Source organism: Gordonia sp. NPDC003504, from assembly GCF_053587995.1.
Map to the genome: position 1 here is coordinate 164,679 of NZ_JBSFPC010000004.1, position 25,517 is coordinate 190,195.

The following is a 25,517-nucleotide window of genomic DNA, read 5'->3' on the forward strand; positions in this document are numbered from 1 at the left end:
TAACCAAATGAAGGGTAGGCTGCCCTACTATGTCTGTGGCCTGCGCTCCGTCCCACGAACCCTCGTTCCCCGCATCGGCGGCGGCGCAGGGCCTGTGGGCCGCGCAGTCGGTCATCGGGCCGTCGCCGGTGTTCACCATCGGCCAGCTTCTCGAGTTCGACACACGGCCCGACGCGGCACGACTGATCGCTGCGGCCACCGCCGCCGCGCGCGAGGCCGATCTACTCTCCGCGCGGTTCTCAGATGACAACGGCGAATTGCGCTTTCACCTCGGCGAGCCGATCGAGGTCAGACAGGTCGATCTCGGCCCGGACCCATCTGCACTGAACTCGGTGGCCACCACGGCGGTTGGCCGGCCGATCGATCCGGCCATCGGGCCGTGCGCCGAGATCTCGGTGCTCACCGCCGGGAACCGACTCGGTCTGCTCATCGTCGCCCATCACATGGTTCTCGATGCCTATGGGCTCGGACTCCTCGTTCGCCGCATCGCACGCCTGTACGACGACCTCACCGATCCGCAGACACTGCGCCCGATCACCGATCTGCCGGCCGGCGTGGACGACGCCCGCCCCGGTGATCGCGAATTCTGGGAGCGTGAACTCGCCGACGCGAGCGGTCCGGTCACGCTCGCGAAGGCACCACGCGGCCACCGCATCGCGCGACGCGTCCGGACCGAACGGGTCGTGGTCGGCGGCGCCGGATCACTCACCCGGACACCGGCGGTCCTCGCCGCTTTGATCGCGGCCCACTGCGCACGACTCGTCGATTCCGACGAGGTGATCCTGGGATTCCCGATGATGAATCGACTGGGATCGCCCGCGGCGATGTGCGCCTGCAGCACGGTCAACGTCATTCCGCTGCGGGTGCCGACGCACCGGCACTCGACCTTGTCCGAGGTGGCCACCGACGTCGCCGGCCGGATCGCCACCGTGAGCGCACACGCCCGCTACCGGGGCGAGGACATCGTGCGCGACCTGCGGCGCCGCGGGATCGACGGTGTCATCGGACCCACCCTCAACATCAAGCCCTTCTCCCCGACGGCCGCCATCGGCGGACACGTGGCGGTCATCCGTTCACTCGCCCGCGGCCCCGTCGTGGACGTGGCGATCACCTGCGCGGACCTCGACGGCGACCTCGAGATCGTGCTGGATGCCGACGCCGATCTCTACGACAACGCCGACGTCGCCGACATCTGCTCGGGCATCGGTGCTTTCGTCGCGGCCGCAACGAGAGCACCGACGCTCGACGAGGTATCGATCGGGGCGATCGCGCTGCCGGACGAACAGTCCGCGGCACGTGCCATCGCCGCCGCCGACGAGGCCACCCGGGGCCCGATCGATCCGACTCCGCTCGTGCAGCGTGTGCTCGCCCACCCCGACGACGCGGTCGCACTGATCTGTGGAGACGAGCGGATCGACGTCGCGACGCTGCGTGCGCGGGTGACGGCGCTGTCGGACGAACTCGGGGTCCTGGCGCCGGAGGATATCGTCGCGGTCGCCCTGCCGAGGGGTGTCGACATGATCGTCGCGCTGCTCGCCGTCCATCACAGTGGTGCGGCATTCCTGCCGCTGGATCCCGGTTTCCCGGCCGAACGGCTGGCCGCGACCATGGCCGCCGCCGCACCGGTGGCCGTCATCGAACCCGGCTCCGCCGCAACGGCCGTGGTGCGTGTACTGACGCCGACGACCGCACTGCCGTCGGATCATCGCGGTGTCGTGTCGCCGTCACCGGAGCACCCGGCATACGTCATCTACACCTCCGGGTCGACCGGCACCCCCAAGGGTGTGGTGATCGGCCATCGGGCGCTGGCCAACTTCGGCGGACACCTCGCCGGACTCGTCGGCTATCGTCCCGGCCGCCGTGTGCTGTCGGTGACAACCATCTCCTTCGACATCGCGATTCTGGAGACGCTGGTGCCGCTGGCCGCGGGTGCGACCGTTGTCCTGGCCACCAGCGACGATGTGCACGACCCGGCACGTCTGGCCGCGCTCATCGGCACCCACCGGATCGACATCATGCAGGCCACCCCGTCGCTGTGGTCGGCATTTCTGGAGTCCGGCCACGGCGAGGCGCTCACCGGCGTCGATGTCCTCGTGGGCGGCGAGGCACTGCCGGCCGACATCGCCGGCGAGCTGACGGCGCACGCCGCCTCGGTCCGAAACATGTACGGCCCCACCGAGACCACCATCTGGTCGACCACCGCCCCGCTGCGCCGCGGCGATACCGCCGAGGTCGGCATCGGCACGCCGATCGCGAATACCGGTGTCCGGATTCTCGATTCGGCGCTGCATCCGGCCTCCGAGGGCGATGAGGGCGAGCTGTACCTGTCCGGTGCCGGACTCGCCCGCGGCTACCACGGGCGGCCCGACCTGACCTGCACCCGTTTCGTCGCCGACCCGTTCGGGCCGCCGGGCGCCCGGATGTACCGCACCGGCGACCTGGCGCGCCGCGGCCACGACGGGATGCTGTACTGCCTCGGCCGCACCGACCACCAGGTCAAGATCCGCGGCTTCCGAATCGAACTCGGTGATATCGATGCCGCCCTGGCACAACATCATTCGGTCGAACGGGCGGTCACCGTCGCCGTCGACGGCCGACTCGTCGGCCACGCCGTACCGGCGCGTGGCCATCAGATCGACGCAGTGGCGCTGCGTCGGCATCTCTCCGATCGCCTCCCCGACTACATGATCCCGGCCGCCATCGCCGGAATCGACGTTCTCCCGTTGACGCCGAACGGCAAGATCGATCGAGCTGCATTGCCCCGACCCGATTTCGGTGCCCTCGCCGCTTCTTCCCGGGAACCGTCGACCGACACCGAACGCGCACTGGCGCTGGCATTCCGCCACGTCCTCGGCATTCCCGCGGTGGGAGTCGACGATGACTTCTTCGTCCTCGGCGGCGACAGCCTGACGGCGGTTCGCGTGGTGGCCCACGCCGCCCGGGCCGGTGTGACGATCACCCCTATCGATCTCTTCGACCACCCCACCGTCACGCGGCTCGCCACGGTCGCACGGGTCCCGGATCCGGACTCCACAGATCCGGACTCCACAGATCCGGGGCCGGGGGCATCGTTGCACTCCGAGTACGCCACCACCGCTGCCCAATCATTCACCACTGCCGAACTCGGTGTCGACGAACTCGACGACCTGGTGGAGGGAGACCTGCTGTGACCGCCACCGGAACCGGCGTCCCCGGCATCGACGACATCCTGCCGCTGACCGGGTTGCAGGAGGCCATCGTCTATCACTCGACCCGGCCGCGGGCCGGCGGCTCTCACGACCCCTACCTGATCCTCGCCGATGTGGATCTGACCGATCATGTGATGATCGATGCGTCCCTACCCGCCCGGGTGGTCGCCGCCGTCACCGCGGTGATGGCACGCCACGCGGTATTGCGGACTTCCTACACCCGCCGACGCAGCGGTGCACCGGTCGCGCGTGTCCACACCGACGTCGCCGCACCGGTGGAGTTCTGCACGCTCGCCGCCGCCCTCGACCTCGACGCACTGCGGCACCGCGAACGGAACCGCGGGATCACCCTGACCTCGCCGCCCCCGTTCCGTGTCATCCTCGCCGCCGCCGACAACGCCTCCACCGGCCACCACCTGCTGATCGTCGCTCATCACGTCGCCCTCGACGGCTGGTCACTGCACCGGCTCTTCGACGAGATCGTGCGGGCGCTGCGCGACGAGCCGCTTCCGGCACCGGCGGACGTGCGTGACTTCCTGCGCTGGCGGGCGGGCCGACCGGACGGGCTCGAGCGCTGGCGTACCGCCCTGTCCGGTGTGCGGTCCGCCACCCGGCTGCCGTTGCCGGAGATCGACCCCGCCCCACCGGTCGTGGGACACCGACTCGGGACCGCCCGGTCCGCCCGGATGCGTGCGGTGGCGCGTGATCACGGGGCGTCGGTGAACACCCTGATCCAGGTGGCCTGGGCGCTTGTCCTCGCCGATCACACCGACGCCGACGACGTGATCTTCGGTGCCGTCGTGTCCGGGCGCGATCCGGCGGTCGACCGTGTCGACGAGATGGTCGGTATGTTGATCAACACGATCCCGGTGCGGATCCGGATCGATCCGAATGAATCGGTGGCACAGCTGCTTTCGCGTGTTCAGCGGGAACAGCTCGCCCTCCTCGATCAGCATCAGAGCGCGCTGGGTGACATCCAGGCATCCCTTCGCCTCGGTGAGTTGTTCAACTCGGTCGTGGTATTCGAGAGTTTCCCGCGCGGCCCGGTCCGCCCGCACATCGAGGATGAGAACAGCTACGCCGCAACCATTCTCGTCGAGGATGATCCCGACATCCGTATCCTCCTGGAACGGCGGGCACAGGATGGGTGCACGGTGCCTGCGGCCCTTCTCGAACGCTTGATCCGGACGATCGGGGCGATCGTCGACACCCCCCAGGTCACCCTCGCACGGCTGCCCCGCAGCGACGCCGACGCGGACGCCACACGCGGAGTCGAAGGGCCGGCCCCGGCCCCGTTCGTGCCGGTGTCCGATCGGATCGCGGTCAGCGCGCAGCGGGTACCCGAACATGTCGCGCTGCGCGTCGGCGATCATCGCCTGACCTACGCCGAGCTCGAGGCATCCGTCGATCGGATCGCCGCCGCTCTGACCGCACGTGGTATTGGCGCCGAATCGATCGTCGCCATCGCGGTCCGGCGCAGCGTCGACATGGTCACCTCCCTGCTCGCGGTACTCCGGGCCGGTGCCGCCTACCTGCCGATCGACCCCGGATACCCCGCGGCGCGCATCGATTTCATGCTCGGCGATGCCGAACCGGATCTTGTCATCGACGACGTGATGGCCGCGGCTCTCGGCGCGGAGTCCACCTCCGGCACAGCAGGCCCGTATCCGGTGGCGGTCCATCCGGATTCGTCGGCCTATGTCATCTACACCTCCGGTTCCACAGGCACCCCGAAGGCCGTCGTCGGCACGTCTCGTGCGCTCGCCAACCGGATCGCCTGGGCCGCGGAATCCTGGTACGGCGCAGTGGTTCTCGCGAAGTCGTCGATCGCGTTCATCGACGGCAGCACCGAATTGCTCGGTGCTCTCGCCGCCGGCTCGACGGTGATCCTCGCCGACGACACCACCGCCCGCGACGCGACCGCAGTCGCCGACCTGGCCGCGGAGCACCGCGTCGACCAGATCACCGCGATACCGTCACTGGCACAGGCGATCACCGAGGTCGGTGCGACGCCCACACCCCGACGGTGGATCGTATCCGGTGAACCGCTCGTCGCGGCCACCCGGGACACCCTGGCCGCCACCGGCGCCGAGATCATCAACTCCTACGGCTCCTCCGAGGTGGCCGGCGACATCACCATGGGCCGGGTCACCGGCGGAGCGATCACCGCCGGAACCGCGGTCGCAGGCACCCGCGTGAGCATCCTCGATCATCTGTTGCGGCCCGTCCCGACCGGTGTCGCCGGCGAGATCTACGTCGGCGGTCCGCAAGTGTCGCGTGGGTATCGGGGTCACTCCGAGTGGACCGCGACCGCATTCGTCGCCGATCCGGGCGGATCCGGGAGTCGTCTGTATCGCACCGGCGATCGTGGCCGCATCGACACCGACGGGCGGCTGACGGTGCTCGGCCGCGCCGATCGCCAGGTCAAGATCCGCGGCGTGCGAGTCGAACTCGGCGAGGTCGAATCGGCTATCGCCGACGTCGACGCGGTGCGTGAGGCCACCGTCCGGGCGGTCACCGATGCCGCCGGTGACACCCGGATCGACGCCTACGTCAGCGGTCGGCCCGGGCTGTCGTCCCCCCAGATCACCGCGGCACTGGGCACCTCGCTGCCGGCCGCAATGATCCCGGCGTCGATCACCGTCCTCGACGCATTGCCGTTGACGCCGGGCGGCAAGGTGGATCGACTGGCCCTGCCCGATCCGGCCGACGCCGGATCGACCCGATTGTCACGCGGTCCGCGCACCGACGCCGAGACCGCGGTCGTCGCGGCGGCGACCGCAGTCCTCGGTCGTGACGCCGGCATCGAGGACAACTTCTTCGATCTCGGCGGCCATTCCCTATCCGCGACAAGACTTCTCACCCGACTTCGGGTGGAGGCCGGATCCCGGCTCGGCATCGGCGACGTCTTCGACCATCCGGTGCTGGCCGACCTCGCCGCGCTGATCGACACCGCACCGACAGACACCGATCGGAGCGGGTCGGTGACCGCCGGCCCCATGACGCCACCGGGGCCGGTGCCCGGGCCGCGACCCGATCCCCTGCCCTTGTCGCCGGCGCAGCGTCGGCTGCTCTTTCAGTCCGGTGTCGATGATTCCGCCTATACGGTGGCCTTCACGGTCCGTCTCGACGCACATCCGGGATCGTCGATCGACGCCGGCGCACTGTCTGATTCGCTCACCGGCATCGTGACACGACACGAGGTGCTCCGCACCCGCATCGTCGGCGAAGTACCCGTCATCGACCCCGCCGATCGGGCGACGGTCACAGTCGTCGAGCATCACGGCGGAAGCGGCGGTGGCGACACCGACGCCCTGATCGCGCGGTTGATGGCCCGTCCCTACGACCTCGCGGCCGACGCCGTTCTGCGCGCCGATCTGATCAGAACGAGCACCGCGTCGGCGATCCTGCTCCTCACCGTCCACCACATCGCCGCCGACGAGTGGTCGGCCCGCCGACTCTTCGACGAACTCGCCGCGGGTTACAACGGCATCACCGTGGCGCCGCCGACCGTCCAGTTCACCGATCACACCGTGTGGCAACTCGACCGGCTGGGCGACCCCGACGACCCGACGTCGCTGCGCGCGAGGCAACTGGGTCACTGGCGGGACATTCTCGACGGCATCGGTGACGAGATACGGCTCCCCACCGACCGGCCCCGGCCGATGGAACCGAGTCACCGTGGCGATCAGATCGATCGCACGGTACCCACCGAACTGGTTGCCGCACTCGACGACCGCGCCGCGACCACCGGCACCACCCGATTCATGCTCGTCCATGCGGCGGTGGCACTCGCACTGTCGGCCTCCGGCGCCGGCGACGACATCGTCGTCGGCACACCGTTCGCCGGGCGCACCACGGCCGCCGCCGAAGAGCTCATCGGCATGTTCGTCAACACCCTTGCATTGCGCACCGACCTGAGTGGCGATCCGACCCTCGGTGAGGTCATCGACCGTATCCGGCGTACCGATCTCGACGCCTACGAGCATGCCGATCTGCCGTTCGACGCCATCGTCGCCGCGTTGACGCCGCAGCGGACGCTGTCACGTCACCCGGTGTTCCAGACGATGGTCCAGTACCGGGACCCGATCGAGGCACCCGACTTCACCGGCCTCGACGCGACACCGCTCTTCCCGCCGACCCGGACCGCGAAGTTCGATCTCACCTTCGAATTCGTCGGTCTGACCGACGGATTGCGCCTGCGGCTGGAGTACGCGACCGACCTGTTCGACCGCGACACCGCCGAACACCTCACCGATCGTGTGCTGTACCTCCTGGAGATGCTCGCCCACCATCCCGACGACCGTATCGCTGCGCTGCGGATGCCGGATGCGCCCGATACCGTTGCAGCACTGCCGATGTCGGCGGCCACCGCCGCATGCGTGCAGCGCCCGACCCTCGACGGTGCGCGCACCCTGTGGGAGGTCTTCACCCGCACCGCCGCCGAACATGCCGACCGGGTCGCACTGACCGCCGGCGTCGACGTGCTGACCTATCGCGAGGTGGAGCGCCGCAGCGCGCACCTGGCCGCCGCACTGATCGCCGACGGGGTCCGCCCCGGTGATCTGGTGGCCCTGCTGCTGCCGCGCGGCGTCGACCAGGTGATCTCGATCCTCGCCATCCTGCGCGCGGGCGGTGCCTACGTGCCGATCGACCCGGACTACCCGGACGAACGCATCTCGACCATCCTCGCCGACGCCCGGCCGGTCGTCATCGTCGACGCCGGGTATCGCGCCCGGGTATCGGTGTCGGATCCCGGTGAACCCGTTGTCGCGCGGCCGGTCCCGGTCACCGCAGATCACCCCGCCTACGTCATCTACACCTCCGGTTCCACGGGCAGACCCAAGGGCGTGACCATCACCCACGGCAACGTGGTGTCCCTGCTGGCGGCGACCCGAGAGGCGATCCGCACCGGCCCGGCGGATGTCTGGACGATGTTCCACTCCTACGCCTTCGACTTCTCGGTGTGGGAGATCTGGGGAGCGCTGTCGAGCGGTGCACGACTGGTCATTCCGGATCGTGCGACCACCCGCTCCCCCGCCGACTTCGCGACCCTGCTGCGGGATGAGCAGATCACCGTGCTCAACCAGACACCGTCGGCCTTCTACGCCCTCGAGGCCACCCTCACCGAGGTCGACCATGCCGACCTCGGATCGCTACGCCACCTGATCTTCGGCGGCGAGGCCCTCGACGCACGTCGGCTCACCGCCTTCCTGCGCCGTTGGCCCGACGTCCGGGCGATCAACATGTACGGCATCACCGAGATCACCGTGCACGCCACCCTGCTCGACATCGACGCCGACTCCGCGGAACGTTCGGTGGGCAGCGCCGTCGGTGCCGTGTTGCCCGGATTCACCGGTCGGCTGCTGGACGGATACCTCCGTCCGGTGCCGCCCGGGGTGATCGGCGAACTGTACCTGTCGGGTCCGCAGGTGGCCCGGGCATACCTGAACCGTCCGGGATTGTCGGCGGCGCGGTTCGTCGCCGATCCCGGTGGTGGCGGTGGCACCTGCTACCGCACCGGAGACCTGTTCCGGCTCACCGGCGATGGCCGTCTGCGCTCCGAAGGCCGCGCCGACTCGCAGGTCAAGATCCGCGGCTTCCGCATCGAACTCGGTGAGGTGCGCGCCGCCGTCGCCGGGGTGAGCGGCGTGCGCGACGTCGTGGTGATCACCCGCCCCGGCCCGGCGGAGGGCCACCGGCTGCTCGCATACGTCGTCACCGACGGGATCACCCCAGACGACGTGCGCTCGGCGCTCGCCACGTTGCTGCCCGAGCACATGGTGCCGGTGGCGGTAATCGGTATCGACGCCATTCCGTTGACCACCAACGGCAAGACCGATGTCGCGGCGCTACCCGAGCCGCACACCTCAGGCGTGGCACGCGAGGGTGCCCGAGAGCCGGCCACCGAGGCCGAATCGGCACTGCTGGCGATCTTCGCCGAGACACTGCACCTGCCGGCGTGCGACATCTCGGTCGATGACGACTTCTTCGCGCTCGGTGGTGATTCGATCGTCTCCACCACGCTGGTCAATCGTGCCCGGCGGGCCGGTTGGCGCCTACGAACGAAGGATGTCTTCACCCACCGCACCATCGAAGCCCTGGCCGTGGTGGCCGGACCGATCAGCGAGGGTGACGACGCTGACACGCACTCCGACACGGCACCAACGGGTTCCGGTGAGGTCATCGCTCTGCTGCCGATCATGCACCGGCTCCGCGAACTGGGTGGGCGGATCGATCGCCACAATCAGTCCGTCGTCGTCGACACCCCACCCGAGGCCACACCCGCGTCGATCACGGCGGCACTGCAGTCGCTGATCGACGCCCACGAGGCACTGCGCATGACCCTGAACGTCATCGCCGGCGACGTGTGGACGCTCACCGCTCGAGCCCCTGGCGATGTCGCGGCCACCGACATCCTCGACGTCGTCCCCCTCGACGCCCACGACACTGTCGCCGACGCGATCGCCGCGGCCTCCGATGCCTGCGCTGCACGGTTGTCGCCGGTTTCGGGCCGGATGATCGCCGCCGCCCATCTGACGCCGAGGAATCCGGGCGATCCGGGACGCCTCGTCCTCGTCATCCATCATCTGGCGGTCGACGGGGTCTCCCGCCGCATCCTCCTCGACGACCTCGCCGCCGTGCACGACGCCGGTTCGGCCACCGACACCGCAGACGCAACGAGGCTCGGCGACTTCGCCGCCGCCGTCGCCGAGGCCGCACTCGCCCCGGAACTGCTGGGCGAGGTGGCGCACTGGGCTGCGGTGCTCGCACCGGGAGGCGAGTTGATCCCGGGGTCCCCGGCACGCTCCGGCACTCTCGCGGCACAGCGCAGCCACGTCGTCGAACTCGATCGCGCGACCTCACGGGCGATCGTCACCGATCTGCCGAGCCGTCTCGGGGTCGGGGTCACCTCGGTCTTCCTCGGCGCGCTGCGCATCGCGGCGACCGAGGTCACCGGCGCCGGTGACCTCGTCGTCGACACCGAGCGACACGGTCGCGACACCGAATCGGCCGGTCTCGGTCACCGGGATCTGACCCACACGGTGGGGTGGTTCACCACCATGGCCCCGCTGCGCCTCCCGGCCGCCGACGGCACCGATCCGCGCGCGGCCGTACTGGCGGCAGAACACCAATGGCAGGAGATGCCCTCAGCCGGAGCCGGTTTCGGGATGTTGCGGTATCTGAATCCGCAGACCGCCATGGCGCTGGCCACGCTGCCACCAGCGAGTGTGCTGCTCAACTACCTGGGCCGCTTCTCGGTGGGCAGCGGCGGTGCGTGGCAGCCATCGGCCGAGTCGTACGCCGTGGCGGCGGCCGCCGACCCGGACCTCGGGGTGGCCCATCCCCTCGAGGTGGAGATCGTGTGCCGCGACGAGGCGGATGGCCCGATCCTCACCGGGACCTTCCGCCATCTCGGCGACCAGATCGACGCCGGGACCGTCGCACGACTCGCCAACCGGTGGCGCACCGCGCTGCAGGATCTGGTCGCGGCCAACCCACCCGGAACCGACGCGTCTCATCACACGGACCAGTCCCCCGCTCAGTCCCCCACGCATCAGCAAACCACCGGAGTGTGTTCGTGACCTCGATCTCCCGCCTGTCCCGTTCGACCGAGTCGACCGGGCGGCGTCATCCCCTCCTGGCCGGACAGCGTGACATCTATCTCGGCATGCAGATCGCCGCCGACCCGACGCTCTACAACACCGGCCTCTACATCCGGATGCCGTCGACCACGGACCCTGATCGCCTGCGGACGGTGATGCGCCAGACCCTCGACGCCGCCGAGGCCATGCGGGCGGTGTTCGCCGAGGAGGACGGCGAACTCACCCAACGACTGCTGTCGATCGACGAATTCGACGTCCCCGTCGTCGACATCCGCGGCACCGATCCGCACGCGTGGATGCAGCGAACCATGGCCCAGCCCATGGATATTCACGCCGGTCCGCTCAGCGACTTCCGGATCCTGCTCGCCGGTGACGAACCGGCGGCACCCCCCACGGCGGTGTTCGCCTTCCTGAAGGTACATCACCTCGTCTGCGATGGAATGGGTCTGGTCTCCTACGCCGAGACCGTCCGCAAGCGCTACGACGCCCCGGCGGATCCCTCATCCGGTGACGGCGGTCGCATACATTCCGACAGTTGGGCGCTCGGCGACATCGTCGCGGCCGAATCCGACTACCGGTGCGGTCCCGCCTATCTCGAGGACCGTGAATACTGGACCGGGTTGATGGCCGACCACCCCGAGCCGGTTCGACTGCTCGATCAGCAGTTGCCACCGGGACCGGGAATCACGCACGCCCGCTTCGAGATCGACGCCGACCGATTGGCGGTGCTGCGTGCCCTCGCCTCCCGGGTGGGGGTGCGGCCCGCGGTCATGTTGATCGCGGCGGTGGCGGCCTTCGCCCACCTGCGCACCGGTCGTGACGATCTCGTGTTCGCACTGCCGGTGACCGGTCGCCTCGACCGGGGGACGCGTTCGGCGCCGTCGATGGTCACCAGTGTGTTGCCGCTGCGGGTGGCGGCGTTCGGCCGTGACCATCTCGCCGACCTGGCCACCCGGGTGGACCGCGCCCTCTTCGGCCTGCTGCCCCGAAGCCGTTTCCGCGCCGAGGATCTCGGTCGTGCCCTCGCCGCCGACGCCGATCCGGCGAGCGGGCCCTACCGTATGTTCGGCCTCGGCATCAACGTCCTCACGAACAGCACACGACAGACCATCGGCGGCGGTGAGGTGAGTGTGCACGCCCTCGCCTCCGGTCCGGTCTCCGACGTCGAGATCCAGATCCAACTGCGCCGCAAAGGACTTCCCGCCGAGGTCATCGTCCGCGGAGTGGCCGAGGCGGCCATCGAGAGTGCACAGATCGCCACAGCCTTCGACGATTTCCTCACCGACCTGAGCCACGGGCCCGACGACCGCCTCACGGAGATCGGCGTGAGCGCCGACGACCGCCCGGCGCAGGACAGCCCGATGCCCGCCGCCGGCCTCACGCCGGCCCTGCACCGGCTGCGGATCGCCGAGATCGACCCGGATAGCCTGGCACCGAGCCGCATTCACGTCGACGTTGCGCCGGAAACCGCACCCGGGACGGTCACCGAGATCCTCTCGGCCCTCGCCGCCCGCCACGACGTGCTGCGCACCACGCTGGCCCGACCGGTCCCGATCCTGTGGACGCTGTCCACCGCGCCGGCCGACGGCGCGACGATCCCACTCGACTGCACCACCGAGACCGCGTCCGAGCCGGATTCGGCCGCCGCACACCTTCCCCGCGCCACGCTGGACCAGGCGTCGGGCCGACTGACGCTGTGGGTGCACCCAGCACTGGCCGATCCGGTCACCATCGACATCCTGCGCCGAGATCTGACGGCCGCGGCGGACGACCTCGCGCGTGGGCGCACGATCGAGATCGATCCGGTGCCCATGTCACTGGGTCGGGCCTCCGCCGCGCTGGCCGCACAGGCCGCGGACCCGTCGGCCCTGCCGCAGTGGCTTGCGGTGCTGGCCCCCGGAGCCCAATTACCGACCCACCCAACCGGTCTTGATGACCCTGCGGACCACGGTGGCCCGGTCTGCGTCCGTCGCCCGGTCGACGTCACCGTTGCGCCGGACCCGGCGGAGATCGCCGGCGTGGTGTGCTCCGCCCTCGCGCAGCACCTCGGTGAGCGCCTCGGGAGCCACCTGCTCGTCGACGTGGTCACCGACCTGCGACCGGCGGGTGCCGAGCGCACCGGCGGGCCGTTCCGGGGCGTCACACCCACCCGCATCGCCGTGTCCGATGGCGCGACCACCGCGGTGCCCGGCCCGGCCCTCGATATCCTGCGATACCTGTCTCCACAGGTGGCGGCCTCGCTGATGGCGGCACGGAGCGCCGGTGACATCGTCGATCCGGACGTGATCGTCGGCGACCACGGACTGCCCACCTCGCATGCGGTGTCGGTGGCGGTCCGTCCCGCCCGGACCGATGACGGCGCACCCACGGCCGCGGGATGGGAGGTGCGAGTCCGTATCGATCCCGCGCGGGTCGAGGATGCGAGGCGTCTCGCCGACGCCGTGGCGGGTGCCGTCGTCGGATTCGCCGAGGACCGCCTGGTCGATCTGGACTCCGAGTCGCTCACGGAACTGGTTGCCGCACATGGTGACATCGCCGATGTCTGGCCCCTCACGCCCCTGCAGGAGGGGCTCTACTATCAGGCCCGGATGGATGCCGACGCCGACATCTATACCGCCCAGTTCTGGCTGGATTTCGGTCATCGCATCGAGGCCGCGGAATTGCGTCGGGCCGCGGGCACCCTGCTGGACACCAACCCCGAGTTGCGGGCCGCATTCGTCGAGGTGGACGGCCGGCCCCTGCAGGTGATCGCCGCCGTCGTCGAACCCGATGTGACCGAGATGGATCTGTCGCAGCACTCGGCCGCCGATGCCGAGCATCGCCTCGCCGAGTTGCTCGCCGAGGACCGCGCCACCGGGTTCGCCCTCGACCGGGCACCGTTGTGGCGGATGCGTCTGGTGCATCTGCCCGGCGATCGTGACCGTCTGGTGGTCAACCGGCGATTCCTGTTGTGGGACGGCTGGTCCGGTGGCCTCTTCGTGTCCCGACTGCTCGCGCACCTCAACGGCAGTCCGATTCCGGTGCGGGAGGCGTCACTGCGCGACTACCTCTCCTGGCTGGCCCGTGGCGCCGACGACGCCGATGCGGTGGCGGCGTGGATCGCCCACCTCGACGGCTACGACGAGCCGGCGTTGATCGCACCTCGCGGCACCACCGCGACCACCACTCCGCGCGCCCCCCGACGCATCGACGTCGACCTCGGCGCGGAGTTCTCCGAACGGCTGCGCGCCGATGCCCGCACGGCCGGCGTCACGCTCAACACGGTGCTGACCGCCGCTCTCGATCTGACCCTGTCGCGCCAACTCGGCCGCACCGATGTCGCGTTCGGTTCCACGGTGGCCGGCCGACCCCCCGAGGTGCCGGGCATCGACACCGTCATCGGCCTGTTCCTCAACACAGTGGCCGTCCGCACGGTCCTGCGACCCGACGAGACTGTCGCAGAACTGTTGCGCCGCATGCAGGATCAACGTGTCGAGATGATGGCCTATGACCATCTCGGCCTCAACCGGCTCCAGCAGGAGACCGGGCACCCGGTGCTCTTCGATGTGCTCTACGTGTTGCAGAACTTCCGGACCGAGGACGAGGAACGCACGCAGTCGGCGTTGCACGACGTCATCGGCGAGGGCAGTCTCGATCACACGCACTATCCGGTGGCGCTGGTGGTCACCCCGTCCCGCAACATCCGGTTCCGGTTGGAGTACCGCGACGACCTGATCGACGAGACCACCGCGCTTGCACTTGTCGCGCGTTTCCGCCGGGCGCTGGATGGTATCGGCACCCACCTCGACGCACCGGTGGCCGCGGTGGATCTGAGCCTGCCCGGCGACACCGGCCTCGCCGGCCCGCTCCACGAGCTACCCGACGTGACCGTGTCGAACCTCCTGGGTGAACGCGCCGCGACAATCCCCGACGCCGATGCACTCGTCTTCGAGAACCGGCGGATGACCTACGCCGAACTCGAATCCGAGGTCGACCGCGTCGCCCACATCCTCTCCGATCACGGCGTGGGTGCCGAAACCGTTGTCGCGCTGGCCATTCCCCGCAGCATCGACACGGTTGTGGCGTTGTTCGCGATCCTGCGGGCCGGCGCCGCCTATCTGCCCCTGGAACTCGATCATCCCGACGAGCGGCTACGCACCATCATCGACGACGCCGCACCGCGAATCATCCTGTCCCACAGCCGCGTCGGCGAACGATTCGCCGACACCGGGGTGCCGATCCTGACCATCGACGACCTGCCCGCGCCCGACGAGCCGACCTGGACCACACCCCGGGTGCATCCGGACTGGCCGGCGTACGTCATCTACACCTCCGGTTCCACCGGGAAACCCAAGGGTGTCGTCACGCCGTACCGCGGCCTGACCAACATGCAACTCAATCACCGGGAGAAGGTCTTCGAACCGGCCATCGAGGTGGCCCGCTCGGCGGGCATCACCGGACGACTGCGCATCGCGCACACCGTGTCCTTCGCGTTCGACATGTCCTGGGAGGAACTGCTCTGGCTCGTCGAGGGTCACGAAGTGCACGTCTGTGACGAGGATCTGCGCCGTGATTCGGCTGCGCTGGTGGCCTATTGCGCGGCCCACCGCATCGACGTCATCAACGTGACACCCACGTATGCCGCGCAATTGTTCGCCGACGGTCTGCTCGACGGCAACGCCGGCGATGCGGCCGATCATGTGCCGCCACTGGTGCTGCTGGGCGGTGAGGCCGTCGGAGATCCAGTCTGGACCCGGCTGCGGGAGAACCCGAAGACATTCGGCTACAACCTGTACGGGCCGACCGAGTACACCATCAACACGCTGGGCATCGGCACCGACGAGTCGCCGACCTCGTCGGTGGGCACCCCGATCTGGAACACCCACGCCCATCTGCTCGACGGCTGGCTGCGGCCGGTGCCCCCGGGGGTCGCCGGTGAGCTCTACATCAGCGGTGCCGGATTGGCGCGCGGCTACCTCGGCCGCGCGGACCTGACCGCCGAACGTTTTGTCGCCGATCCGTTCTCCAGCGGCGGACGGTTGTATCGCACCGGCGATCTGATGCGGATCCGCGCCGACGGCAACCTCGACTTCCTCGGGCGCACCGACGACCAGGTGAAGGTTCGCGGATACCGCGTCGAACTCGCCGAGATCGACACCGCCCTCACCGCACTCGACGACGTGGCATCGGCCGCCGTGGTCGCCGCCGCCGACCCCGGCGATCCGTCCATCAAACGTCTGGTCGCCTACGTCATCCCCACGGACCCGTCGGCCGGTGTGGACTTCACCGATATCCGGCGGCGCCTGGCGACGCGACTACCCGACTACATGGTCCCGACGCTGTTCGCCGCGGTCACCGAATTCCCGATGACGGTCAACGGCAAGCTCGACGTGCGAGCCCTTCCCGACGCGCGACCGGCCACCACCCATCGTGAGCCGCGGACGGAGATCGAACGGCAGCTGTGTGCCGTGTTCGCCGATGTCCTCGGCACCGCCGATCCGGTGGGCGTCGACGACGACTTCTTCGAACTCGGCGGCCATTCGATGTCGGCGATGCGGCTGGTGTCGGCGGTCCGCACCGAACTCGGTGCGCAACTGTCCATCAGAGATCTGTTCGAGGCCCGCACCCCCGCCGACATCGCCCTGCGGGTCCACCGAACCGGCTCGGCCAGCGACATCGTCGTCGGCGTCCGACCCGACCCGCTGCCCCTGTCGCCGGCACAGGAACGGCTGTGGGTGCTGCATCGCCTCGATCCGACCGATACGTCGTATCACTACGGGCACGTCGTCCGGCTGCATGCGGCGATCGATCCGTCGGCGTTGCGTTCGGCGGTCACCGACCTGCTCACACGTCACGAGAGCCTGCGCACGGTCATCGTCGAATCGGCGACAGGTGAACCGTCCCAACGGATTCTGGACATCACGGAGATCCCCGACATCGTCGAGGTCACCACCGTCACCGGCCCGGCCGGTGAACTGGATGCCGAACTCGGCGAACGGGCCCGCGAGACACTCACCCGTCCCTTCGATCTCGCCGCGCAACCACCCATCCGGGTGCGCCTGGATCGGGTGGCTGCCGACGTCGTCGAATCCGGCGGGAGCGGTGAGACCGCCGGCGTCCTCACCATCGCGATGCATCACATCGCGACCGACGAATGGTCCGACCGACCGCTGTTGACCGATCTCACCGCCGCTTACGCGGCACGGCTGGCCGACGCGGCACCCCCATTCGCGCCACTGCCCGTCCAGTACGGCGATTACGCCGTGTGGCAACGAGATCGGGTGGACGCCGTCGGCACCGGTCAGCTCGAGTTCTGGGCGCAGACCCTGTCCGATCTCCCCGACGAACTGCCGCTGCCCCGGGACCGGGCCCGACGTCCCGGGGCCGCCGGTCCCGCCGCCACCGAGATGGCGACCATCGACGCCGCCACCCGCAGCCGCCTCGCCGAGGTCGCCACCGCGCACGGCGCCAGCATGTTCATGGTGGCCCAGGCCGCCGTCGCCACTCTGCTCCACCGGGAAGGAGCGGGCGACGACATCCCGCTGGGAAGCCCCATCTCCGGCCGCAACGACCCGGCCCTCGAGGACCTCATCGGCTTCTTCGTCGACACGCAGGTGATGCGCATCGACGTCTGTGGCCGTCCGGCATTCGGTGAGTTGATCGATCGGGTCCGTGAGGTCGACCTCGCGGCCTTCGACAATCAGGACATCCCGTTCCAGCGGGTCGTCGAGCGGCTCGCACCGGCACGGGTGTCCGGACGCAACCCGCTGTTCCAGGTCAGCGTGTCCTACCTGCCGCTCGACGGAGTCCCCGACCGATTCCTCGGTGTTCCGGCGACCTTCGCACCGCTCACCTCGGTGGCGGCGAAGTTCGACCTCGCCTTCACCTTCGTCGACGCCGCCGACAGCGGTGAACTGACCATCGGCCTCGAGTACGCGACCGCCCAGTTCGACCGCACCACCGCCCGGGCACTGCTCGATCACCTCACCCGGGTCATCGGGGCGGTGGCCGCCGATCCCGATCTCGCGCTCGATCGCATCGCGGTGCTCGATGCGGCCGACCTCGACGCCCTGCGTCGTGCCGAACGTGGCGGTGACCCGACGGCTCTCGCCGGTGACGGCGGCACCTCCACGCTCATCGACCTGCTCGATGACGCGGCGCGGGCCACCCCGGACGCGCCGGCCCTGACCGACACCACGGGCAACATGATGACCTACCGGCAGTGCCGCGACGCGGCCCGGCGGATCGCGGCACGACTCAGCGCGGCCGGCGTCGGACCCGAATCCGTTGTCGCGGTGATCATGTCCCGCAGTATCGGCCAGCTCGTCGCGCTGCAGGGGGTGCTGTATTCCGGTGCCGCCTACCTGCCGATCGACGCGGATCTGCCCAGCGCACGTATCGCCGAAATCCTCGGTGACGCGACGCCCGCCGTCGTCCTCCTCGACGACGCCACCCGGCACCTCGCCACCGCGGAACGTCCGGTGCTGGTACTCGACGGACTCGGCGGTATCGCCGAGGACGGGCCGACCCCCCAGCCCGCTCACCCCGATCATCACCGGGCCCCCGCGGTCACGGCGTCGGCGGTCACAGCGTCGGCAGTAGCACCACCGACGATTCACCCCGACCATCCCGCGTACGTCATCTTCACCTCCGGTTCCACCGGACGTCCCAAGGGTGTCGTCGTCAGTCACCGCAGCGTCGTCAACGTACTGCGGTGGCGTCTGGCGACCATCCCCGGCGGCTTCGGTGCCGGGGATCGGATGCTCGTCAAGACCCCGGCGGGCTTCGACGGTGCCGTGTGGGAACTGTTGCTGCCCTTCGTGTCCGGTGCCGCGGCGGTGGTGGCCGAACCCGATGCACACCGCGACCCGCGTCGGCTCGCGCGGATCATCGCCGACCACGCGGTCACGGCTGCGGTGTTCGTCCCGTCTCTGCTCGACCTGTTCGCCGAACACCTGCCCGAGCTGGCAACGATGCGACATATCATCGCCGGCGGTGAGGCCCTGACCACACCGTTGGCCACGCGAGTCGCCGCCGCGGCACCGCAGATCGCGTTGATCAACGCCTACGGCCCCACCGAGACGGCCGTCGTCGTCACCGATCAGGTGGCCGATACCGACGATTCGGCGACAATGCCGACGATCCCGATCGGTACCCCGATCGCCGGAACCGACCTACTGATCCTGGATGCGGCCCTGCACCGGGTGCCCGACGGTGTCCTCGGGGAGCTCTACGTGCGTGGAATCCCGGTCGCCCGTGGATATCTGGGCCGAAGTGGACTGACCGCGGCGTCGTTCGTGGCCGATCCGACCGGCGAGATCCCCGGCGGACGCCTCTACCGCACCGGCGACCTCGTCCGCCGCCGCGGCGGCATTCTCGAGTACGTCGGACGCGCCGACAGTCAGGTCAAGGTGCGCGGCAACCGCATCGAACTCGGCGAGATCGAGGCCGCCTTGCGGGCCGTCGACGGCATCGCCTCGGGTGCCGTCGCCGTCGACGCCGATCGTCTCGTCGGGTGGGTGGTACCGGAGGATTCCGCGGCCACACCCACCGACGTGGCCGCGGCCGTCACCGCCGCGTTGTCGCGGCGGCTGGCGCCCTACATGGTGCCCGCGCCGATCATGGTGGTCGCCGCATTGCCCCTCAACCACACCGGAAAGCTCGACCGTGCGGCACTGCCGGCGCCGGAGATGACGACCGCGGGCGGCACCGCACCCCGCACCGATCTCGAGTCCGACCTGGCCGAGATCTTCGGTGAGGTCCTGGGCCACCCGGTCACCGACGTCCACGCCGACTTCTTCGCGCTCGGCGGTCATTCCCTGCTCGCTATCAAGGTGCTCAACCTGGTGCGCTCCACCCTCGGATACGACGCCGAGCTGCGGGTGCTGTTCGACGCGCCCACCGTGGCCGCACTCGCCGAGCACCTCTCCTCGGGAACCGCCGCATCGGCCGCGCCGCTGCCGGAGCTGGTGCGCCGCACCGATTCCGCACCGATCCTGTCCTACGGGCAGGAGCGGATGCTGACGCTGCACACCCTGGCCGGACCGACCACCACCTACAACGTGCCGCTGATGTGGCGTCCGGGTGGGCCCACCGGGGCCGCCGAGCGGATCGACATCGAGGTTCTCCGCGCGGCCGTGGCCGATGTGGTCGATCGTCATGAGGTCCTGCGGACCTGCTATCCCGATCAGCAACCGCACCTCGTCGACGAACCCGACATCGTCGTCGAGCATGTCGACGGTCCGGCCGATCTCACCCGCTCGAGTGCGCACGCCTTCGATCTGGCCGCCGAGATCCCGATCCGGGTGGCGGCCACCGACGACGTGGCCGTGGTGACGATCCACCACATCGCCACCGACGAATGGTCCGCGCCACCCTTGCGCGCAGACCTGACCACCGCGTATCGGGCCCGTCAGGCCGGTGCCGCTCCGCCGTGGGAGCCCCTGGGTCTGCAGTACTCCGACTTCGCGTCGTGGCAACGCGAACTCATCGACGGCGGGCGGGGTGAGCAACAACTCGACCACTGGCGTTCGGCCCTTGCGGGACTCCCCGACGAGTTGGCGTTGCCCTACGACCGCACCCGCCCACCGCGACCGAGCGGGGCCGGCGACGGTGTGTTCCTGGCCCTCGAACCGCACCTGGTGGCCGGGCTGCGTGACCTGGCGTCGGCCACCGGGACGTCGATGTTCATGGTGATGCGGACCGCGGTCGCGGTGCTGCTGTCGCGGCTCGGTGGCGGCACCGACATCCCCATCGGCACACCGGTGACGGTGCGTTCGGATGCCCGCCTCGACGATCTCGTCGGCTTCTTCCTCAACACACTGGTGTTGCGCACCGACCTCGGCGGCGACCCGACCACGCGTGAACTCCTCGCACGGGTTCGCACCAGCGATCTCGATGCCTACGGCAACAGGGACATCCCGTTCGAGCGCGTCGTGGAAGCCGTTGCACCACAACGCTCCACATCGATGAACCCGCTGTTCCAGACGATGGTCGTCTACGTCGACGGAATCCTTCCGGACCTCGACGGGCCGGTCTCGCTGCCGGCACCGACCACCGCGAAATTCGACCTGTCCTTCGACTTCACCGAGGACACCTCGCGTGGTGACGCGCGGGTCGGCGGCGTGATCGAATACAGCACCGACCTGTTCGAACGCGCCACCGTCGAGGCCATGGCGGCACGCCTGACCGGCATCCTCGAATTCATGGTGGCCGACACCGATACCCCACTGCGGCGCATGGACATCCGCACCGCCGACGAACACCGCTCACTGTTCCACCCGGCCACCGAAGCGCCCACCACCGTCGCCGATCTCCTCGACCGCGCCACCGAATCCGACCGACTCGCCCCGGCACTGCGCGGGCCGGACGGCCGACGCAGCTTCGGTGAACTCCACGACCGTGTCCGGGTCATCGCCGGACGGCTCGCCGCCGCCGGCATCGGACCCGAAGACGTTGTGGTGGTGCGACTCCCGCGCGGGGTGGACGCACTGGAGGTGATCTTCGGTGTGCTGTACTCCGGTGCCGCGTACCTGCCGATCGAGCCGGACACTCCCGACGATCGGGTCGCGGCGATGGTGGACGTGGTGCGTCCGGTCCGGGTCATCGACCGCCTCGACGATGAACTCCTCTCCCCGGCAACCGAAGCGGAACTCGCGACGGTGTTCCGGCCGTCGGCGGGTGCACGGCCGTTGCGACCGGAGCACCCCGCCTACGTGATCTTCACCTCGGGTTCGACGGGAACGCCGAAGGGTGTGGTCATCCCCCATCGGGCGCTGGCGAATCTCTTCGGCAGTCACCGACGGATGCTGCACGAACCGGCGCGTCGACGCACTGGTCGCGCCAGGCTGCGGGTCGGGCATGGCTGGTCGCTGGCGTTCGACGCGTCGTGGCAGCCGCAGCTGTGGCTGCTCGACGGCCATGAGGTGAGCATCGTCGACGCCGACACCCAGCGCGACGCCCAGACGCTCGCCACCCAACTCGTCGACGAGGCGTGGGACTTCCTGGAACTCACCCCATCGCACCTCGCCGCGCTCGGCGGCGCCGAGACCACCATGGCCGCCATCGGTTTCGGTGGCGAGGCGGTCGCACCCGAGCAGTGGCAGCGGTGGCGCGATCTGCCCGGCTCCGACGCCTACAACCTCTACGGACCGACCGAGGGCACCGTCGACGCCCTCGTCGCACGCGTCGCCGACACCGAGCGCCCGGTCATCGGCCGACCGGTCGACGGGATGCGGGCCTACGTCCTCGACGACGTGCTCGTCCCGGTGGCCGACGGCGTCGACGGCGAGTTGTACCTCTCCGGGGCCGGACTGGCCCGCGGGTACCTGGGCCGCGGCGATCTGACGGCCGAACGGTTCGTCGCCGACCCGTTCACCGCCGACGGTTCCCGGATGTACCGGACCGGCGACACGGTGCGCTGGACGAGCACCGGTCACATCGAATACCGCGGTCGCGGCGACGATCAGGTGAAGATCCGCGGTCACCGGGTGGAACTAGGTGACGTCGAGGCGGCATTGATCGCGGTCGGCGGGGTGTCCACCGCAATCGCGGTCGAGCGGTCGAATCGACTGATCGCCTACGTCGTCGCCGACGCGACGGAGGGTGACCGCTCCGATGGCGCGCCGGATCCGGCCGGTCTGCGGGCGGCCGTGCGCGCGGTACTGCCCGATTACATGGTGCCGGCGGCGGTCGTCGTCCTCGATGCGCTACCGACGCTGCCCAACGGGAAGATCGATCGCCGGGCGCTGCCGGAACCGCACGTGGAGCGCTCGTTGCGGGCACCGACGAACTCTGCCGAACGCCGAATCTGCCGGGCATTCACCGAGGTGCTGGGCCTCGACGCCGACGACGTCGGCGTCGATGACGACTTCACCGAACTCGGTGGTGACAGCATCGTGGCGATGCAACTGGTGGCGCGGTTGCGGGCGGACGGTTTCGTCGTCGGCCCGCGGGATGTGATGACCCACCGCACCGCCGCGGAGTTGGCGGCGCACCTGCACACCGTCGACGGGCCGGTGCAACCGTTGCCGGTGGTGTCCTCCGGTCCGGTGCCCGCGACCCCGATCATCCGGTGGCTGCAGGAGGTGAGTGCCGGCGATGCCGAGGTCATCGCCGGGTTCCATCAGTCGGCATTCCTGACGGTCCCCGCGCATCTGGATGTCAATGCCCTGAGCACCGCGTTGGGCACCCTGGTGCATCGTCACGCGATGCTGCGCGCGCACCTGGTCGCCGACGAATCACCGTGGCGCTTCGAGATACCGGAGACCGCATCCGCGGTGGAGGTGGTCACCGAGGTCGTTGCGGAACTGAACCCCGGGGTCGTCGAGGACATCGCCCGCCGCACCCGCGACCGCCTGAATCCCATTGCCGGAGAGATGCTGTCAGCCACCTGGATCGATCGTGGCAACGAGCCGGGACGGTTGCTGCTGGCGATCCACCACCTCGTCGTCGACGGTGTGTCCTGGCGCGTACTCGTCCCCGAGGTGGTCGCCGCGTACTCGCAGATCGTGGCGGGCGACGCCGTGTCGCTGGGGTCCGTGCCGCCCGGATTCGGATCGTGGGCAAGGGAACTGGTGACGCTCGATCGCTCCGACGAACTCCCGATGTGGCGGGACCTCACCGATTCGGTGGCCGCGCCACCCTTCTCACGACCGATCGACCCGGGCACCGACCGCGAGGCCGACGCTCGCGAGTATCGGGTGACCGTCGACACCGATGTGGCCCGCGATCTGCTGGGCCCGGTTCCCGCCCGCCTGGGTGTGGGCGTCGACGATGTGCTGCTCGGTGCGCTGGGCGCGGTACTGGCGCAGACGACCCTGATCGATCTCGAAGGCCACGGCCGCGAGGAGCAGGTGGTGCCCGGTGCAGACCTCACCGGCAGCGTCGGCTGGTTCACCGCGGTACATCCGGTGGTAGTGGGCAACGCCGGGTCCGTCGCCGAGGAGGCGCGGGCGTTGAATGAGCAGCGCGCCACCATCGCGGACGGCGGCCTTGGTCACGGCCTGCTGCGCCACGTCGCCGGTGCTTCGCTGCCCGGCGCCGCCATCGAGTTCAACTACCTGGGCCGCTATCGGTCCTTCGAGTTCGATGGCTGGGGTATGGCGCCGGAGTCGGCGGATGTCGGACCGGGCGAACGGATGCCCGCGTCCTACGGTCTGATCGTGAACGTCACCACCCTCGACGGTCCGGACGGACCACGCCTGGTGGCGACCTGGGTGTGGCAGCCGGGTGTGGTCGACGAGGATACGGTGACGTCGTGGGCCGATCGCTGGGTGGCGGAGTTGACCGCCGCGACGGCCGTCTCCGGCGCTCCGAGGGACACCGTGAACACCGTGACCAACGACGAGGGAGAACACTGATGGCCGGGCGGGCCCGAGGATTGCTGATCGACATCACGCCGCTGCGGGTGTCCCCGCCGTTCCGACGGATCTTCGTTGCGCGACTGGTCTCGTTGGTCGCCATCGGGATGCTGCTGGTGTCTGTGCCGGTGCAGATGTACGACCTCACCGGTTCGTCCGCGCAGGTCGGTGCGGCGACCGCGGTCACCGGGATCGCCACCTTCGTGGGCATGCTGCTCGGCGGTGTCCTCGCCGATCGCTTCGATCGCAAGCTGCTCATCCTGGCCGGCCGCTCGGCGGCCGCGCTCTCGTTTGCCGGATTGGCGGCCAACGCCTTCGGTGTCTTCGGCGGCTCCGCGTCGGTGGCCGTGCTCTACGTGCTCGCGGTGGTCGACGGTCTGATCGGCGCCTTGTCGACGTCGGCGTTGATGGCCGCGGTCCCGACGTTGATCCCGCGCCGACACCTGGCAGCCGTTGGAGCGCTGGGAGCGCTGACGGTGCGCATCGGTTCGGCGGTGTCACCGGGCATCGCGGGCTTCGTGATCGGTGCCGCCGGTGTCGAATGGGCGTACACCGTCGCCGCGGTGCTGGCCTTCCTGACCGTCCTCATCATCAGCGGACTGCCCTCTCTGCCACCGCATGCCCCAGTCCTCGACGACGCCGTCCACGACGATGGCCGCCTCGATGACGCGGCCGTTGATGACGGCGGTCGGCCGCAGCCGACGGCCCAGACACCCACGGCCGATCGGGCCGACGCCACCGATTCCGCCGACTCTCCCGCCACCACGGTTCCGCCGCTCTGGTCGTTTCTCCGCAGTCAGCGCATCGTCGGGGCGGTGATGGTCGTCGGTGTGCTGGCGATGTTCGCACCCGGTGTGGTGGCGTTGCTCCCGGCACTGGTCGCGCAGCGATTCGACGGCAACGCGTCGATCACCGGCCTGCTGTTCGCAGCTGTCGCGGCCGGTGCGATGGTCGCGGCACTGACCAGCGGGTGGCTCGGGTCGGTACGTCGACCGGGAGTTCTCCTCCTCGGCTGCCTCATCGCAACCTTCGCGCTCATGGCCGTGTTCGGTCTGACCGCCTACGCGTGGCTCGCCATCGCGTTGCTCGTGGTGATCGGATTCCTCGAGGCGATCCAGGAAGTGCTGCGCTACACGCTGATCCAGCAGCACACACCCGGGCCGCTACTGGGCCGGGTCAACGGTATCTGGATGGCCCAGGAGGTCGGTGGTGTCACCGTGGGCGCGCTCGTCGCCGGCGCATTCGGGTCGATCTGGGTGGCCTCGGATGCGATCGTGTACTACGGCCTGATGCTGCTGGCCGCTGCCGTCGTCGCGGCCCTGGTGTTGCGGTCGCTGGTGACGCTGCGCCAGGAGGCGCCCACGCAGACACCGGTCGGCTGA

The 25,517-nt window shown here is 69.5% G+C and carries 4 protein-coding genes; all 4 read left to right on the forward strand.

The window, feature by feature from the left end; translation table 11 throughout:
- The first annotated feature begins 29 nt into the window (after positions 1-29).
- Genes ACWDPV_RS10230 through ACWDPV_RS10245 form a run of 4 tightly spaced genes read left to right on the forward strand, consistent with a single transcriptional unit; the run spans position 30 to position 25,517 of the window.
- Positions 30-3,170, forward strand: coding sequence for an amino acid adenylation domain-containing protein (locus tag ACWDPV_RS10230; protein WP_449742860.1), 3,141 nt, complete (start codon positions 30-32; stop codon positions 3,168-3,170).
- Positions 3,167-10,774: an amino acid adenylation domain-containing protein gene (locus tag ACWDPV_RS10235; protein ID WP_449742861.1), complete on the forward strand. Its 7,608-nt coding sequence runs from the start codon at positions 3,167-3,169 to the stop codon at positions 10,772-10,774. The genes ACWDPV_RS10230 and ACWDPV_RS10235 overlap by 4 nt, the downstream gene beginning before the upstream one ends.
- A complete protein-coding gene (locus tag ACWDPV_RS10240; protein WP_449742862.1) occupies positions 10,771-24,135 on the forward strand; it encodes an amino acid adenylation domain-containing protein in 13,365 nt (4,454 codons plus the stop codon). Before ACWDPV_RS10235 ends, ACWDPV_RS10240 begins: the two co-directional genes overlap by 4 nt.
- Positions 24,135-25,517: an MFS transporter gene (locus tag ACWDPV_RS10245; protein WP_449742863.1), complete on the forward strand. Its 1,383-nt coding sequence runs from the start codon at positions 24,135-24,137 to the stop codon at positions 25,515-25,517. The genes ACWDPV_RS10240 and ACWDPV_RS10245 overlap by 1 nt, the downstream gene beginning before the upstream one ends.

Bases quoted from the DNA above. Each gene is read 5' to 3' on its own strand.
- ACWDPV_RS10230 (WP_449742860.1), top strand. From the start codon at position 30: ATGTCTGTGGCCTGCGCTCCGTCCCACGAACCCTCGTTCCCCGCATCG.
- ACWDPV_RS10245 (WP_449742863.1), top strand. From the start codon at position 24,135: ATGGCCGGGCGGGCCCGAGGATTGCTGATCGACATCACGCCGCTGCGG.